Source organism: Cellulomonas telluris (assembly GCF_004886325.1).
Taxonomy (GTDB): domain Bacteria; phylum Actinomycetota; class Actinomycetes; order Actinomycetales; family Cellulomonadaceae; genus Cellulomonas; species Cellulomonas telluris.
The window spans coordinates 368,548-384,972 of sequence record NZ_QXFN01000004.1 but is presented as its reverse complement, the minus strand read 5'-3'; the positions used below and the strand labels follow the sequence as shown (position 1 = coordinate 384,972).

The 16,425-nt window shown below is 77.4% G+C and carries 13 protein-coding genes; 7 read left to right on the top strand and 6 right to left on the bottom strand.

Translation table 11 applies throughout. From position 1 onward, the window contains the following. The first annotated feature begins 21 nt into the window (after positions 1-21). Positions 22-399: an MmcQ/YjbR family DNA-binding protein gene (locus FB586_RS13975; RefSeq protein WP_136519938.1), complete on the top strand. Its 378-nt coding sequence runs from the start codon at positions 22-24 to the stop codon at positions 397-399. Positions 400-468: 69 nt separating this feature from the next. Here FB586_RS13975 and FB586_RS13970 read toward each other — a convergent pair whose 3' ends face one another. Continuing rightward, positions 469-1,044: a TetR/AcrR family transcriptional regulator gene (locus tag FB586_RS13970; RefSeq protein WP_136519937.1), complete on the bottom strand. Its 576-nt coding sequence runs from the start codon at positions 1,042-1,044 to the stop codon at positions 469-471. Between the two features lie 60 nt (positions 1,045-1,104). Between FB586_RS13970 and FB586_RS13965 the strand changes: the two genes are divergently transcribed. Further along, positions 1,105-2,265: an FAD-dependent monooxygenase gene (locus tag FB586_RS13965; protein ID WP_136519936.1), complete on the top strand. Its 1,161-nt coding sequence runs from the start codon at positions 1,105-1,107 to the stop codon at positions 2,263-2,265. 84 nt (positions 2,266-2,349) lie between these two features. Here FB586_RS13965 and FB586_RS13960 read toward each other — a convergent pair whose 3' ends face one another. The 4 genes from FB586_RS13960 to FB586_RS13945 form a co-directional block, all read right to left on the bottom strand. After that, positions 2,350-3,723 carry a YncE family protein gene (locus FB586_RS13960; RefSeq protein WP_136519935.1) on the bottom strand — a complete coding sequence of 458 codons (1,374 nt, stop codon included), beginning with the start codon at positions 3,721-3,723 and terminating at the stop codon, positions 2,350-2,352. Positions 3,724-3,788: 65 nt separating this feature from the next. Beyond that, complete coding sequence (locus FB586_RS13955) at positions 3,789-4,556, bottom strand: ABC transporter ATP-binding protein (RefSeq protein ID WP_222928364.1); 768 nt, start codon at positions 4,554-4,556, stop codon at positions 3,789-3,791. 1 nt (position 4,557) lies between these two features. Then, entirely contained in the window at positions 4,558-5,526 is a 969-nt protein-coding gene (locus FB586_RS13950; RefSeq protein ID WP_136519934.1) for an ABC transporter substrate-binding protein, read from the bottom strand. Positions 5,527-5,575: 49 nt separating this feature from the next. After that, a complete protein-coding gene (locus FB586_RS13945) occupies positions 5,576-6,685 on the bottom strand; it encodes a FecCD family ABC transporter permease (protein WP_246036766.1) in 1,110 nt (369 codons plus the stop codon). 36 nt (positions 6,686-6,721) lie between these two features. Here FB586_RS13945 and FB586_RS13940 point away from each other — a divergent pair, with 36 nt between their 5' ends. From FB586_RS13940 to ppk2, 5 genes are all read left to right on the top strand, one after another. After that, positions 6,722-8,452, top strand: a complete 1,731-nt coding sequence (locus FB586_RS13940) for an ATP-binding cassette domain-containing protein (RefSeq protein ID WP_136519933.1) — start codon at positions 6,722-6,724, stop codon at positions 8,450-8,452. Then, positions 8,449-10,245: an amino acid ABC transporter ATP-binding/permease protein gene (locus tag FB586_RS13935; RefSeq protein WP_136519932.1), complete on the top strand. Its 1,797-nt coding sequence runs from the start codon at positions 8,449-8,451 to the stop codon at positions 10,243-10,245. The genes FB586_RS13940 and FB586_RS13935 overlap by 4 nt, the downstream gene beginning before the upstream one ends. A gap of 283 nt (positions 10,246-10,528) precedes the next feature. Then, positions 10,529-12,754: a YcaO-like family protein gene (locus FB586_RS13930; protein WP_136519931.1), complete on the top strand. Its 2,226-nt coding sequence runs from the start codon at positions 10,529-10,531 to the stop codon at positions 12,752-12,754. After that, positions 12,747-14,072, top strand: coding sequence for a YcaO-like family protein (locus FB586_RS19465; RefSeq protein WP_168800563.1), 1,326 nt, complete (start codon positions 12,747-12,749; stop codon positions 14,070-14,072). The genes FB586_RS13930 and FB586_RS19465 overlap by 8 nt, the downstream gene beginning before the upstream one ends. Before the next feature lie 141 nt (positions 14,073-14,213). Then, entirely contained in the window at positions 14,214-15,122 is a 909-nt protein-coding gene (gene ppk2 / locus FB586_RS13920; protein WP_136519930.1) for a polyphosphate kinase 2, read from the top strand. A 30-nt stretch (positions 15,123-15,152) separates the two neighbouring features. On the opposite strand, the gene FB586_RS13915 is transcribed toward ppk2, so the two are convergent. After that, complete coding sequence (locus FB586_RS13915; protein WP_136519929.1) at positions 15,153-16,379, bottom strand: glycoside hydrolase family 26 protein; 1,227 nt, start codon at positions 16,377-16,379, stop codon at positions 15,153-15,155. Positions 16,380-16,425 lie beyond the last annotated feature (46 nt).

The window sequence follows — 16,425 nt, the reverse complement described above, 5'->3', positions numbered from 1 at the left end:
CGCGGTGGCAGCCTGACGTGCATGCACGCGCTCCAGGACACGGCCATGCGCACCGCCGCCGAGCTGCCCGGCGTCACGCACGAGCACCCCTTCGGGCCGGAGTGGGAGGTGTTCAAGGTGTCGGGCCGGGTCTTCCTGCTCGTCACCGACGTGCCCGGCGAGCCGGTCGCCGTGCTCAAGTGCGACCCGGAGGACGCCCTGGCGCTGCGCGGGGAGCACGCCGGCATCACGCCGGGCTACCACATGAACAAGCGCCACTGGATCACCGTGCACGCCGGCCGGGACGTCAGCGGGGACCTGGTCGAGGAGCTGGTGCGCGAGTCGTACCTGCTCGTGCGCGCCGGGCTGCCGCGCGACCGGCGACCCGTCCTGCCCGACGACCTCGCCAGGAGCGGCTGACCGCCGGTGCCACCACCCCGTCCCGCCGCCCGCGACCCGCGCACGGCTGCGCGGGGTCGCCGACGAGGGCTAGGGCGCGAGCGCGGCGCGCGCCAGCCAGCGCGCGACGTCCTCGAACGTGTCGCGGTCGACGGGGTCGGTGGACCGGGCACCGGCGACGCGCTCGAGGAGCACGCCCTCCATCGCCGCCACGAGCCAGTCCGCGCGCTGCCGGGGCTCGGGTGCGCCGAGGTCGGACAGGACCTCGGCGACGGCGCGGCGAACGGCGGCGCCACCCTGGTGCAGCGCACGCGCGAGGTCGGGCCGGCGCACCGCCTCGAGGAACAGCTCGTAGCGTCCGAGCTGACGCGTCCGGTCCGTCGTGGCCCAGCGGTGCAGCACCTCGGCGAGCACGGCGGCGAGGGACGCCTCGTCGCCGGCACGCAGCAGGGGCGCGGTCGCGGCGATGTCGGCCTCGTCCTGGCGCACGAGGTCGTCGAGGCACGCCTCGAGCAGCGCGGCCCGCGTGCGGTGGTAGTAGGACGTCGACCCGGTGGGCAGTCCCGCAGCCTCGTCCACCGCACGGTGCGTGAGCCCGCGCGCGCCCTCCCGGGCCAGCACCTCCAGTGCGTGACGCGCGATCAGCCGGCGACGGTCCAGGTCCACGACGCGGACTCTACCGACGTAGAGTTGTGCACGGTTCCTCTACGTTCGTAGAGTGCCGGCATGACGCCACCACCGGGCCCGGCAGGACCGCCGTCCGCCACCGTCGTCGGCGCGGGGATCGCCGGGCTGGCCACCGCGGTCGCGCTGCGGCGCTCGGGCTGGTCGGTGACCGTCCACGAGCGGGCGGCGACCCTGCGGGCGCTGGGCGCCGGGCTCGTCCTCGCACCCAATGCCGTGCACGCCCTGGACGCGCTCGGCCTGGGCGACGCGGTCCGCGAGCACGCCGTCACCCTCACCGCGTCCGCCCTGCGCCGGCCGGACGGCCGCACGCTCTCGAGGCTGGACGCCTCGCGGCTCGCCCGGCGGCACGGCGCGCCGCTGCTCGGCGTCGAGCGGGGGGCCCTGCACGCCCTGCTCGCGGACGCGGTCGGTCCCGGCGCCGTGCGGTGCGGCTCCGCGGTGACGGACCTGGCCTCGGTCGCCGCGCAGCACGACCTGGTGGTGGCCGCCGACGGCCTGCGGTCGCACATGCGCACGGCGGGCTGGCCCGGTGCCGCGGCGCCCACGTACTCCGGGTACACGACGTGGCGAGCGCTCGTGCGCACGGGTGCACCGGTGACCGAGGCGTCCGAGACGTGGGGCCGGCGCGAGCGCTTCGGCGTGGTACCGGTGGCCGAGGGCGTGGCCTACGTCTTCGCGACGGCGACCGTCCCGGCGGGCCGGCACGCGCCCGACGGTGCGGCGGAGCTCGCCGGGCTGCGCCGGCGCTTCGGCGGGTGGCACGCGCCGATCCCCGCCCTGCTCGACGCCGCGGACCCGGCGACCCTGCTGCGGCACGACGTGCACGCGCTGTCGCGGGTGCCCGCGTCGCTGCACCGCGGCACCACGGTGCTGGTGGGCGACGCGGCGCACGCCCTGGAGCCGAACCTCGGCCAGGGCGCCGGCCTCGCCCTGGAGGACGCCGTCGTCCTGGCGCACGTGCTCGCCGACGGCGCGCCGGTCGCGCAGGCGCTCGCCCGCTACAGCGCGTCCCGGCGTGCGCGCGCCGCGGAGCTGCACGCCACGTCGCGGCGGCTGGGCCGGCTGACGCAGCACGCCAACCCCGTCGTGGAGTCGGCGCGCGACGCCGCCGTGCGCCTCACGCCCGCCGCGGTCGCGCTGCGCGCGTCGGACCGGACGATGGGCTGGCGGCCGCCGCGTCCCACGTCGCGGCGCGGGTGACGACGCCGTAGGCAACGACGGCACACCTCCCGGCCCCCGGGACCGGCGCCCGCGCGCCGTGGGGGCCGCGGGGGCGCCCTGCCGTCACCGGCCCAGCGGGTCCACGAGCTCGACCCCGGGGCGCGCCACGACGAGGTAGCCGCCGCCGTCGAGCGGGGTGGGGACGTCGACGGTTCCCGTCACCGTGCCGGCGTCGGTGTCGAGCACGTCGATCACCCCGTCCCCGCCGCGGGACACGTACCCGAGGGCGCCGTCAGCGGTCAGCGCGGCGATCGGACGCCCCGGGGACGCCCAGACGGCGTCCGCGTCGGCCTCGCGGGCAGGCGCCCCCGTGGGCACCGGGAGGTCGATCTCGTGGAGCGTCTCCAGGAACGTCGGGGACGCGGGATCGGCGTCGACGACGTGGGCGACGTAGCCGTCCGGGTGCATGCGCGCGAACAGGACGCGGCCGTCGGCGACCGCGAACCGGAACGCCAGCCCGTCGCCGAGCGGGGCGCGCCGGGCGGCGTCCTGCCCGGCGGGGAGCACGTACACGTCGTTGCGCCACTCGCCCCAGCTCTGGCTCGACTGGTCGCGGACGTAGCTCCACACGTGCGGCTGCTCCCCGCCGACGACCCGCAGGTAGTAGCCGCGGCCCCAGTCGCTGCCGTCGGCGGCCCAGGGCACGGTGGGCTGCGCGGTCAGGCCGTCGGGCGCGACGCGGAGGCGCTCCAGACCGGAGTCGGTAGCCAGCAGCAGGTCGCCGTCGAGGACGGCCTCGCCGTGCCCGTACGCCCCCACGGACGCCGTCGCCGCCGCCTCGGACCTCCCCTCCTGGAGGCCGTCGAGCGGCAGCAGCTCCACGCGCCCGCCCTCCGCCCCGTCGCGGTGCAGCAGCCCGTGCTCGACGAACGCGATGCCCGGCTCCTCGCTGGCCACCTCGACCGAGCTGCGCGCCTCGAACGAGGACAGGTCGACCACCGTGATGCCGGCGTCGCCGCCCTCGGACGCGGCGGCCGTGCTCACCGCCGCGAGCCCGGCCCCGGGGTCGACGGCGATGTGGACGGCGGCGCCGGGCAGGCCCACGCGGCCGAGGACCTCCGGCTCGGTGCCGGTCACGTCGAGCGCCACGAGCTCCGGCGGCTCGGTGTTCGCCGCGAGCAGGCGCCCGTCCTCGAGCTGCACGAAGCCGGCGTGATCCCCCACGGTCACGTCCTCCACCGTGCCGAGCAGCTCGTGCTCGGGCACGGAGAACGCGTGGACGACGGACTCCGCCGGGTCGGCGACGACGAGCCGCTCGTCGTCGGACGACGCGGTGAAGGACGGGGCGGGCGCCGACGGCGTGGCCGTCGTCGGGGAGGCGTCGCCGGCCGTACCGCTGCAGGCGGCCAGCGCGAGGACGGCCGCGGCGCCGGCGCCCGCGGCGAGGAGGCGCAGGGACCGCCCGGACGGGCGGTGGTGCGCGGGCAGGTGAGGCATGACGTTCTCCTTCGAGGGGTGGGGGCGGGGAGGTGACGGGCGTGCCGGCGGGGCGCCGGGCGGGTCTAGCGGCCCACGACCACGTGCGTGCGCCGGCCGTCGTGCAGCGTCCGCGCGTGCACGCGGTACACCCGGCCGACGAGGGCCGCCGTCAGCACGTCGGCGGGCCGGCCGTCGGCCACGACCGAGCCGGAGGCGAGCACCACGACGCGGCTGCAGTACGCCGCGGCCAGGTCGAGGTCGTGCAGGGCGACCACCGCCGTGCCCCCCGCGTCGGCGACGTGGGCGAGCAGGGCGTGCTGGTGGCGCAGGTCGAGGTGGTTCGTGGGCTCGTCGAGCAGCAGGACGTCCCCGCCCTGCGCGAACGCGCGCGCGAGCAGCACCCGGCGGCGCTCGCCGCCGGACATCTCGTCGAGGCCCCGGTCGGCGAGGCCGGTCAGCTGCCAGGTCTGCAGGAGGGCCGCGACCGCGGCGTGGTCGTCGGCGTCGTACGGGCGCCAGTCGGGGTGGCGGACCGCCCGGCCGAGCAGGAGGACCTCGCGGGCGGTGAACGGCAGGTCGCCCTCCTCGTCCTGGCCGACGTAGGCGACCCGCCGGGCGCGCTCGCGGTCGGGGACCCGTCGCAGGTCCGTCCCGGCGAGCAGCGCGCGCCCCGTCGTCGGCCGGCGCAGCCCGCCCAGGACCCGCAGCAGCGTCGTCTTTCCGGAGCCGTTCGGCCCCACGAGAGCGACGACCTCGCCGGGGTCGACCCGGACGTCCACCCCGGCGAGCGCGGTCACGTGCCCGTGCCGCACGCCGACGTCCTCCGCGTGCAGCACGGCGGGCGCGCCCACGTCAGCCCGTCGCCGCGACGAGCCGCTCCAGCCCGTCGACGGCCGCCGGCGAGGGCGCCGACGCGTCGCCCGGCAGCAGGACGACCCGCCCCTCCTGCACGGCGGTCAGCCGGTCCACGCCCGGCTGCGCCAGGAGCGCGGCGCGGGCGTCGTCCTCGCTCTCGCCGTACAGGCCGTAGGACAGCACCACCCAGTCCGGCTGCTCCGCGAGCAGGCTCTCGACCGCGACGGTCAGGTAGGCGTCCTCCTCGTCGCCCAGCACGTTGCGCAGGCCGGCGGCCTCGAGCACCGCGTGCGGCATCCCCGTCCCGCCGTACCCGGACAGCGGGTCCGAGGACGAGAAGAAGTACAGCCAGGCAGCGGTCTCACTGGTCGGCGCACGCTCGGCGTCGGCGACGCGCGCGTCGAGGGCGTCCGCGGCGTCGTCGGCCACGTCCGAGGTGCCGAACACCGTGCCGAGCCGTCGCACGTCGTCGCTCACGGTCGCGAGGGTGACCTCGGCCGGGGCGTCGGTCGACGCGTCGTGCCCGCACTCCCCCTGCACCGTGAGCAGCTCGATGCCCGCGGCCCGCACCTGCTCGGGGTCGGCTGCGAACAGCCCGTACCCCAGCACCACGTCCGGGTCGGCGGTGAGGACGGCCTCGGTCGTCGGGTCCGACGGGTCGACGACGAGGTCGTCGGAGGGCGGGTCCTGCAGACCCTCCGGCAGGGGCGCGCCGAACTCCCCCGAGCGTGCGGTGATGCGGTCGGCCGCACCGGCGGCGTCGAGCAGGGCGACGGCCGCCGTGCCGACCGTCATGACGCTGCCGGGCGGGGTGTCGAGCACCACCTCGGCGCCGCAGTCCCCCACGGTCACGCCGTCCTGCGCCGCGCCGCCCGCGGCGGGGGTGGTGCAGGCGGTGAGCGCCAGCAGCAGGGCCGCGCCCCCGGAGGCGGGCAGGCGGGTGCGGGCTCGGGCGGGACGGGACACGGGTCCTCCTGGGATGTCGGGCGGGTGGGCGGTGGTGGGCGACGGCGGGTCAGCCGTCGACGGAGGGGCGGCGCAGCCGGCGCCGGACGAGGGCCATGAGGAGCGGGGTGCCGAGCAGGGCGGTGAGGATGCCGAGCGGGATCTCCCGCGGGGCGAGGACCGTGCGGGCGAGGGTGTCCGCCCACACGAGGACGAGGGCGCCGAGCAGGGCGCTCGCGGGGACGACGAGGCGGTGGGTGGCACCGACGAGCCGGCGCGCCAGGTGCGGGACGACGAGACCGACGAAGCCGATCGACCCGCTCACGGCGACGGCGGCGGCGACGCCGAGCGCGCTGACGGCGGCGACCTGCCGGCGCAGGCGGTCCGGGTCGGTGCCGAGGCTGCGTGCGACGTCGTCGCCGAGGCCGATCGCGTCGAGGCGCCGGGACCGCAGGACCAGCACGCCGAGCGTCACCAGGCCGACGGTCGCCAGCACGGGCAGGTCGCCCCAGTCGGCGCGGCCGAGGGAGCCGAGGGTCCAGAACGTGACCGCGCGGACGGCGTCCCGGCTGTCCGCCAGGACGACGACGAGGTTCGTCGCGGCGGCCAGGAAGTAGCCGACGGTGAGCCCGGCGAGGACGAGCCGGTGGGACGAGAGGCCGCGACCGCGCCCGACCAGGACGAGCACCAGCGCGAGCGCGAGGAGCGCGCCGCCGAAGGCGCCGGCCGCGAGCGTCACGGCGCCGACGAGGGAGCCGAGGCCGGCGGTGAGCACGAGCGCGGCGCCGAGCGAGGCGCCCGAGGAGATGCCGAGCAGGTAGGGGTCCGCGAGCTGGTTGCGCACGACGGCCTGCAGCGCGGCGCCGGCGGCGGCCAGCACGGCGCCGACCAGCGCCCCGACGAGCACGCGCGGGACCCGCAGCAGCCACACCACCGTGTCGTGCGTGCTCCCGGCGGCGGGAGCACGGCCGGTCAGCCGCGCGTGGACGACTGCCGCGACCTCGCCCGGCGCCACCGTCAGCGGGCCGATGCCGACGGCGAGGACGAGCGAGACGAGCAGGGCCGCGGCGAGCACGGGCACCCACAGGCCGACGCGCGGTCGGCGCTCGTCCGGCAGGACCGGCGGGGTCCCGTGGGCGGACGGGGCGTTGACGTGCCCGATATGGGTGCCTAAGGTCACATCGCGAATGATAACCACTCGCAACAGGGGGTCGACGTGGTGCACCTGCGACTGTCTCGGCTGCTGGACGGGCGGCGGTGGGTCCTGCTCGTCGTCGCGGCCGTGGGCGTCGCCGTCTCCGCCACGTGGGTGGTCCAGGCGCTCCTGCTGTCCCGCGTCTTCGGCGCGCTCACGAGCGGCGCCGGCGCGCCCGCCGACCGCGTCCGGGACCTCGCTCCCCTGCTCGTCGCGCTCGCCGCCGTGCTCGTCGCCCGTCCCCTGCTCGTCCTCGCCCGCCAGCTCGTCGCGCAGGCGCTCATGAGCCGCACGAAGCAGGACCTGCGCGAGCGGGTCACCCGCGCGTTCGTGCGGCGCAGCGCCGCGGACCCGGCCGCCGGGCGCACGGGCCGCGACCACGCCGTGGTGGTCGACGGCGTGGAGAACCTCGACGCCTACCTCGCGGGCTACCTCCCGCAGCTGCTGGTGACCGGCGTCGTCGTCGCGGGCGTCGGCACGGCCGCCCTCCTCGTCGACCCCGTCGTCGGGGCCGTCGCCATCGCCGCCACCGCCCTGCTGCCGCTGCTGCCGCGCGCGTGGGACCGGGTGCTCGCCGCGCGGGGAGCGGACCACTGGGACGCCTACCAGCAGCTGCACGCCGAGTTCGTCGACTCCATGCAGGGCATGACGACCCTCGTCACCCTCAACGCCGAGCACCGGCGCGCCGCCGAGCTCGCGCGGGCGTCCGAGCACCTGCTCTCCCGCACCCTGCACCAGCTGCGCGTCTCGCTCGTGGAGTCGGGCCTGTCGAGCCTCGCGCTCGTCGCCGTCCCCGCAGTCGTCCTCGCGGTCGTGGCCGCACGCCGGGACGCCCTGACCCCGGTCGCCGTGTTCACGCTCGTGCTGCTCTCGGTCGAGCTCGTCCGACCGCTGCGCGACCTCGCCGCCGCGTGGCACGCCGGGTACCTGGGGACCTACTCCGGCGAGCAGGTGGCGCAGGTGCTCGCGGACGCCCCGCCGGACGACCCTGTCGCGGTCGCACCGCCCGCTCGCGTGCCGGGCGCCCCGCCCGTGGAGCTGCGCGGGGTGCGGGTGCGCCACCACGGCACGGACCGCGACGCGCTGAGCGCTGTCGACCTCGTCCTGCGGCCCGGGCTCACCGCCGTCGTCGGCGCGACGGGCAGCGGCAAGTCGACGCTCGCGGGCGTGCTCGCAGGGCTCCTCGTCCCGGTCGACGGCACGGTGCTCCTGCACGGCGTGCCGGCCGGCCCCGACCGGCTCCTGGCACACGTCGCCCTCGTGCCGCAGGACCCCGTGCTGTTCGCCGGCACGGTCGGGGACGACATCGGGCTCGGCGTCCCCGCCGCCCCTCGTGCACGGACCGGCACCGCGCCCGACGTCGCCACCGCCGCCGCCGTGGCCGGCATCGGCACCCAGGACCCGACCGTGCACCTGGCCACCCCGGTCGGCGAGCGCGGGGCGCTCGTCTCCGGCGGGCAGCGTCAGCGCGTCGCGGTGGCCCGGGCCCTGGTCCAGAGCCGTGACGTTCTCGTCCTCGACGAGGCGACGTCGGCGCTGGACGCCGCCTCGGAGGCGCGCCTCGTCGCCGGGGTCGTCGCGCTCGACCCCGACCGGGCGGTGGTCGCCGTGACCCACCGGCTCGACGTCGCGCGGTCGGCGCGGCACGTCGTCGTCGTGGACGGCGGGCGTGTGGTCGAGCAGGGCGCACCCGACGCGCTCCTCGCCCGGCCTGGGGCGTTCGCCGCGCTCGCCGGGGTGAGGGTGCCGTGAGCGCCGCCGCAGCAGCGCCGGCGCGGCCCTCGCCGTGGCGCGACGCGCTCGTGCCGGTCCTCGCGCTCGGCCGGCACCTGGGTGGGCAGCGCCGCCTGTTCGCCGAGGTCGCGGTCGTCGTCTGGGCGGCGCTCGTGGCCGGGGTCGCCGTCAGCGTGCTGTCGGTGCGGGCGGCGACGACGGTGGCGGTCGGGGACCCCGCCGGCGCGCAGCTCCTCGCGCTCGCCGTGGCCGTCGTCGCCGTCGGCCTGCTGGCCTGGACCGAGCAGTGGCTGGCGCACGTGCTCGCCTACCGCGTCATCGACACCGTCCGCCGGCAGGTGCACGCGGCGATCGCACGGCTGGCCCCGCTCGGGCTCGGGCGGCGCCGGTCCGGGGAGACGGTCGCGGCCGCCATGACGGACGCCGAGCAGCTCGAGTGGTTCTACGCGCACACCGCCGCGCAGGTGGTGGGGGGCGGCGCCGCCGCGGTCGCCGTCTCCGCGGGCGCCGTCGCGTGGCTGGGCCCGGTCGGTCTCGTCGTGCCGGTCGCCCAGGCCCTCGTGCTCGCCGTCCCCGTGCTCGTGCTCCCGGTCGCCGACCGCCAGGGCACGGCCCTGCGGGCCGAGGTCGCGGCCCTCGCCTCGACCGTGATGGAGGCGCGGTCGGCGGCGCGGGAGACCGTGCTGCTGGGTCGGCTGCCCGCCGTCGTCGAGGCCGTGCGCGCCGGCACCGCCCGCGTGCAGCGGGTGCGCCGCGGCCTGGCGGTCCGCACCGGGCTCGAGCAGGCGGCCGTGGAGGCCGTCGCCGCGGCCGCCGTCCTGGCGACCCTGCTGCTGACGGTCGGCGGCGGCGTCGCCGCGGAGGCGGTGCCCGCGGCCGTGGCCCTCGCGGGCGCCGGGCTGGCCCCCGCCCTCGCGGTCGTGTCCGGCCTGCAGCGGCTCGGCGAGACGTCGGCCGCCGCGGCACGCGTCGACGCGCTGCTCCGCTCCCCCGGCGCCCGCCCGGCGGACGGGCCGCACGAGGACCTGGCCGGGCACCCGGACGAGCACGGCGCGCTGCGCGTGAAGGGGCTGCGGATGACGTACCCGGGCACCGACCGCGCGGTGCTCGACGGCGTCGACCTCGACGTGCGGCCCGGTGAGCACGTCGCCGTCGTCGGCGCGAGCGGCGCGGGCAAGTCGACGCTGGCCCTGGTGCTGGCACGGCTCGTCGGGCACGACGCGGGCGAGGTGCACGTCGACGGTGTGCGCGTCGCCGACGAGCCCGGCGGACGCACCCGCGAGCGCGTCGTGCTCGTGGGTCAGCACGCCCACGTCTTCCGGGCGAGCGTGCGCGCCAACCTGCTCGCCCCGGACGCGCCGGACGAGGCCCTGTGGCAGGCCCTCGAGCGCGCGCACCTCGCCGAGCGGGTGCGGGCGCTGCCGGACGGGCTCGACACCGTGCTCGCCGAGCTCGGCGGCGCGTGGTCCGGCGGGGAGCGGCAGCGCCTCGGCCTCGCCCGCGGGCTGCTGCGCGACCCGTCCGTGCTCGTCCTCGACGAGCCGACCGCGGGCCTGGACGCCCGTACCGAGGCCGCGTTCCTCGCCACGCTGCGCGAGGCGCGCCGGGGTCGCACGACCCTCGTCGTGACCCACCGGCCCGCCGTCGTGCGGGCGTGCGACCGCGTCGTCCTGCTCGACGGCGGGCGCGTCGTCGCCGACGGCACCCACGACTCCCTGGTCCCCGGCTGCGCGCGCTACCGCGAGGTGCTCGCGACCCCGGCCGGTCCCGGTCCCGACGAGCACGGGGAGGAGGTGACGAACCATGGCTGAGATCACGATCACGACGGTCGAGGAGCAGCGGGCGGCGGAGACCGTCCTCGCGCCGAACTCGAACCACCACGGTCACGTGGCGACCGCGTTCTCCTGGGCGTGACGCCCGGGCGCGGGTCCGGCCCCACCGCACGGGGCCGGACCCGCGTCGGCGCGGTGCGCAGCGACGACGCTACGCCCGCCCGACCCGCGCCGCCTGACCCGCCCGCGCCGCCCGACCTGCTCACGCCGCCCGCCGCGCTGTACGGCCCACGCCGTCGCGCCCACCCGCGAGGGAACACCCATGACCACCACCCCCGTCGGCACCCCGGCGACCGCGCCCGCCGGCGCACCGCCGCGCCACGCGCGTGTCGAGGTGCGCCCGCTCGACCCGACCGCGTGCGTCGTGACGACGCCGGACGACGTGCACCACGTGGTGGGGCTGCCCGCCGCGACGGTGCAGCTGCTCGTCGCGTCCTGGGACGCGACCGTCGACGGCCTCGTCGACCCGGCGCTCGCCGTCGCCGCGCGCCCGCTGCGCGCGCTGCTCACCGAGCGCCGCGTCTGGGACGCACCCGCACCACCGCCCGCTCCGGCGCCCCCGCGTGCCCGGCCCGGGCTCGACGTCCTCCTCACGGGCGACGCCGACCTCGTCGCCGCGCTCGCGGACCGCGCCGGCCCGGGCGCCGCGCTCGACGTGATCGCGTGGGACCCTCGCGCCGTCGTGAACCGCGCGTACGCGTCCGGGCGGCTGCTCGTCGTCGCGGTCCGGGGCCCGCGCGACGGCGACCTCGCCGATGTGGACCGGATGTGCCACGACATGCGCGTGCCGTGGCTGCCCGTCGAGCTCACGCGGGGGCGCGCGTGGGCGGGGCCGCTCGTCACGCCGGGCGTCGGGGCGTCGTTCGAGGACGCCGTCGCGCGCCGCACGGCCGCGTCCCGTGACCACCGCGTCCACCGGGCCGTCCGCACACCCGCCCCGGGCGGGGACGCCGGCCCGCCGCCGGACCTGCTGCCCGACGTGCTCGACGCCGTGCTCGACGTGGTCGCCGACGCGTCCGCCCGTGCGCACGACGGCATCGCCGCGCCCGGTGACGTGCTGCACGAGGTGACCCGCGGGGACGGCGGGGTCGTGCACGTGCGTCACCCGGTGCTGCCGCTGCCGCACCGCAGCACCGTGCACCGTCCGCACCCGGTCGACGACCTCGTCGACCCGCGCACGGGCCTCGTGCTGCGTGTCCGGGACGTGCGCCACCACCCGTCGGTGCCGGCCGCGCTGGTCACGCGGCAGTGCGACGTCGGCGACGTCCGTGCCGTCTCGCCGTGGGCCAACAACGTCCTCTGCCAGGGCAGCGCCTTCAGTGACCCCGACGGCGCGTCGGCGGCGGCGGTCGGCGAGTCGGTCGAGCGGTACTGCGGCAACGTCCTCGACACGCTCCCGGTGACGCACGCGTCCTGGGACGAGCTGCGGCGCCGCGGTGCGCCCGCGCTCGACCCCGAGGAGCTCGTCCTGTACTCCGACGCGCAGTACGGCGCGCCGGGCTTCCCGTTCGTGCCGCTGACGCGCGACCTGCCGGTGCACTGGGTGCCGGGCCGCTCGCTCACGCGCGACCGGGAGGTGCTCGTCCCCGCGTCGCTCGTGTACGTCAACTGGTACTCCGCCGGGTACGCGTCGGCGCCGCCGACGAACTTCTGCGCGTTCGCGGGCATCGCCGCGGGCCCCGACGAGGACTTCGCCGTCGCGAGCGCGCTGGAGGAGGTGGTGGAGCGGCACGCGACGATGGTGTGGTGGCTCAACGGCCACCCCCTGCCGGCCGTCGTGCCGGACGCGGCGCTCGCCTCCGTCGTCACGGGCCGGACGGCGCTGCTGCACCTCGACAACGAGTTCGGCGTGCCGGTGGCCGCCGCGGTCGTGCACGACGACGCCGACGCCCTCGTGAACGTGGGCTTCTCGGCCCGCCCTCGCTTCCGAGACGCCGCCCTCAAGGCGTGGACCGAGGCGTTCACGCTGCAGGAGGGGTCGCGCGACCTGCTGCGCCGCGACGGCCTGCACTGGCAGGTCATGGCCGACGGCGAGCTCAACGGCCGGGCCTTCAAGCCGTGGCGCGCCGACCGCCGGTACCTCGACGACTTCCGGCCCGACATGCGCGACTGCGACGACCTCATGGTGCAGCAGCAGGTGTACCTCGACCCACGGGCGGGGCGGCGCGTGGAGCACCTCCTGGCCCCACCCGCGACGCGCGCCCTCGACGACGTGCCGCACCTGCCGGACCGCTCCGCCGCCACGTACCGCGCGGCCGTCGAGGAGCAGGGGCTCGAGGTGGTCGTCGTGGACCTCACGACGCCCGACGTGGCGTCGACGGGGATGCGGGTCGTGCGGGTGCTGGTCCCGGGGACCGTGGGCAACGCGCCTGCCGCGTTCCCGTTCCTCGGTCGCCGTCGTGTGCAGGACCTCGCGGTCGAGCTGGGCTGGCGGGAGGAGCCGCTGGCCGAGCACGAGCTGCTCACGTTCCCGATGCCGCATGCCTGACGGGGCGGTCCTCGACGGACTCACCGCCGTGCGGCTGCGCCACGGCGCGGACCTGCCGGCCGGGTTCCACCACCACCAGGTGCGGATGCCGCTGGCCCCCGGCGTCGACGCGCAGGCGGTCGCGGTGCAGCTGACGGACGGGCTCCCCGACCCCGACGTGCTCGTGGACGCCGTCGTGCGGCACTGGGCCGGCGAGGACCACGGGCAGCTCGACGTCGTGGACGCCACGGCGGCGGAGCTGCGCGCCCGCGGCGTGCCGCTGCTCGACCTGTCCGACCTGCGCCTGGTCGACCCGGACGTGCTCGCCCGGCCCGGGTGCCCGCTGGTGCGCGTCGACGACCGGACCCGCACCGCGTGGGCGGCGGCGACGCGGCACCGTGCCGACGGCACCGCGACCGCCGGGCGCGTCCCGTACGCGCAGGCGGTGGTCCGCTGGCTCGACACCCGCCCGGACCTGCCCGTCGCTCACCCGATGAACATGGCCGGGCTGGGCGCGGGGCGCGATCACGCGGCGGCGCTGGAGGCGGCGTGCCGGGACGTGGCCGCGCAGGACGCCGCGTGGACGTGGTGGTCCGACTCGGCGGCGCCCGCACCGGTGCCGGTAGCGGTCGTCGAGGACGTCGTGCGGGCATGGGGCGGCACCTCGCTCGCCCTCGACCTGCGGCGGCTGCCCTCGCCCCTCGGCGTCCCGGTGGTGCTGGCCGTCGTCGACGACGGCGACGTGGCGACCCTCGCCGTCGCGGCCGGGCCGGACCACGAGGCGCAGCCCCGTGCCGCCGCACGTGCGCTGTGGCAGCTCGTCGTGGCGCGCGACCTCGCCGACCCCGGCGGGTCGCTCGTGCGCTACGCGGTGCCAGGGCTCCCGCCGCACCGTCCGGACCGCGACTACCTGGATGCGGCCGGGCCGGGGCAGCGGCGGCTCGTGGACCCGCTGGCGCACGTGCAGCTCACGCTCGACCCGGCGGTGCGCACGCGCCTGCGGGCGCGGCTCGGTACCGGACGTACCGGGCCCGTGCCTGCCACCGCGCCCGCCGCACGGGGTGGCGCCGGCACGTCCGGCAGCCTGCCGGCCACCGCCCCGCCGCACGGGTGCGCACGGGCGGCCGTCCTGGCCGCCGGCCGGGACGTCTGGGTCGTCGACCTCACGACGGCCGAGGTCGCGGCGGCCGGGTGGCGCTGCGTGCGGGTGCTCGCGCCCGGGACGTCACGCCTGCCCGTCGGCGCGTTCCCCCCCGACCCGGCCGTGGCCGAGGCGGCGGCGCGGGCCCTGGGCCGGGAACCGGGGCCGGCTGAGGCGGTGCCCTGGCCCGGCTGGTGACGGTCCCGCGCGGTCAGCCGAGGGAGGTGGCCGGCGGCTGCGCCGCCACGTGCGCCCCTCCGGTGGCTGATCCGCACGCGCCTGCCCAGACTCGTGGGACCGGGTCATCGCCCCGCCCGTCACGACCGAGGAGGGACGGCAATGACCGTCGTCAACCCGCCCACGGACCTGCGCGAGTACATCGAGTTCCTGCGCGACAGCGGCTACACGGTGCGCGAGAGCCACACGCCCGACCCGAACCTCATCGACCCCGAGGGCAACCCCGTGTACACGTGGCGGGAGGGGTACCCGTACGACGACCTCCTCGACCGCGACGCGTACGAGGTCGAGAAGTACCGGCTGCAGGTCGAGCTGCTCAAGCTCCAGTACTGGCTGGAGGACACCGACCGCCGCGCCGTCATCCTGTTCGAGGGCCGCGACGCGGCCGGCAAGGGCGGGACGATCCGCCGCTTCACCGAGCACCTGAACCCGCGCAGCGCGCGCGTGGTCGCCCTGTCGAAGCCGAGCGACCGCGAGCGCGGGCAGTGGTACTTCCAGCGCTACGTGCAGCACCTGCCGACGGCCGGCGAGATCGTGATGTTCGACCGCTCCTGGTACAACCGCGCCGGGGTCGAGCGGGTCATGGGCTTCTGCACGGACGAGGAGTACCGCACGTTCATGGCGCAGGCGCCGGCGTTCGAGCGGATGCTCGTGGAGTCGGGCATCCACCTCACGAAGCTGTGGTTCTCCGTCTCGCGGACGGAGCAGCGCACGCGGTTCGCGATCCGCCAGCTCGACCCGGTCCGCCGCTGGAAGCTCTCCCCCATGGACCTCGCCTCGCTGGACCGCTGGGAGGACTACACGGCGGCGAAGGAGGAGATGTTCCGGCGCACCGACAAGAAGTACGCGCCGTGGACGATCATCCGGTCCAACGACAAGAAGCGAGCCCGTCTCAACGCGATGCGCTTCTTCCTCGGGCAGTTCGAGTACGACGGCAAGGACCACGACGTCGTCGGCACGCCGGACCCGCTCCTGGTGACGCGGGGCAAGAAGGAGGCCGCCGACGAGTGACGGCGGCGACGCGGGTGCGCGGGCCCGCGGTCAGCGGGTCGGTGCGGACGAGGCGCCGGTCGGTCGGCAGGGCGTGACGTCCGGGGCCTGCCGCACCCAGGCGGGCAGGTCGGCGCGGAACGCCGCCGCCACGGCGGGGTCCCCGCTGAGGGACCAGCGGACCTCGGCGTCGACCTCGGTCTCGTGCTTGTCCCAGTCGAACCAGTTGACGAGGCGGAGGGCGGGCAGGCGCTCGTGCACGGCGTCGGAGAACACCTGCCGCCACCACGTCTGCTTGATCTGCAGGGCGAGCGCGTCGTCCGCGTCGGCGGAGACGAAGGCGGCCGTCTCGGGGATGGCCAGGGGCTTGCCGCGGGCCTGGGCGTAGTCGGCGTGGAAGTCGGGGACGGGCGAGTCGTCGCCGGAAGCTCCCACGTACGTGCCGGTGAGCTGGTCGAGGAACTTCGTCGGCTCGGGGACCTCGTCCTCGCCCCAGGGGTAGGCGTCGCCCCAGTGGTAGAGCGACATGCCGACCCAGTCGACGGCGTCGTCCCCCGGGTAGTAGGGCGCGTACGGGTCGTCGGCGCCGGTGAGGGCCCCGTCCCGGTTCGTGTCCAGCAGGTCGAGGTCCGCCGTCCCGGGCTGCGCCGCGTGCTGCCCGCCGACGAAGGGGTACCCGCCGCCGCCGTAGTTCGGGGCCCAGAGCGTCTGGGTGCCCGGCGCGCCCGCGTGCACGGCGGCGGCGACGCGGCGGAACGTCTCGACGTACGCGGCGGGCTGCTGGCCCCAGGGGTACCAGGAGCCGTTCATCTCGTGCGCGAAGCGCAGCAGCACCGGCACGCCCGTGGCGTTGACCTCGGCGAGCAGGTCGACGACGTCGGAGACGACGGCGTCCGTCACGGCCCCCAGGCCGTCGCGGGGCTCCAGGGTGAGCACGAGGACGCCCCCGCTCCCGGCGACCTGCTCCGCGGCCGCGCGCACGTTCCGGGCGTCGGCGTCGTCGAGGGGCACGTCCGTGAACGACACCGCCGCACCCGGCCGCAGCCCGGTCGCGTCCGTGAACTCCGTCAGCATCTCCTGGCCCCAGTCGGGGTTGACGCCCAGGGTCACGCCGTCGTCGGGGATCGCCTGCGACGGCAGGGCGGCGACGCAGGTCGTGGCCGACGGGGTCGGCACGGAGCCGGTGGGGCCGGAGGCGCAGCCCGCCGTGACGAGCGCGATACCGACGACCGGGGCGAGCAGCGCCCGTGTGCGCCGGGTCCGGGAACGACGGGTCATGGAGCTCCTCGAGATGCGGGCGGCCCCCTCGGTCCGCCGCCGGCCG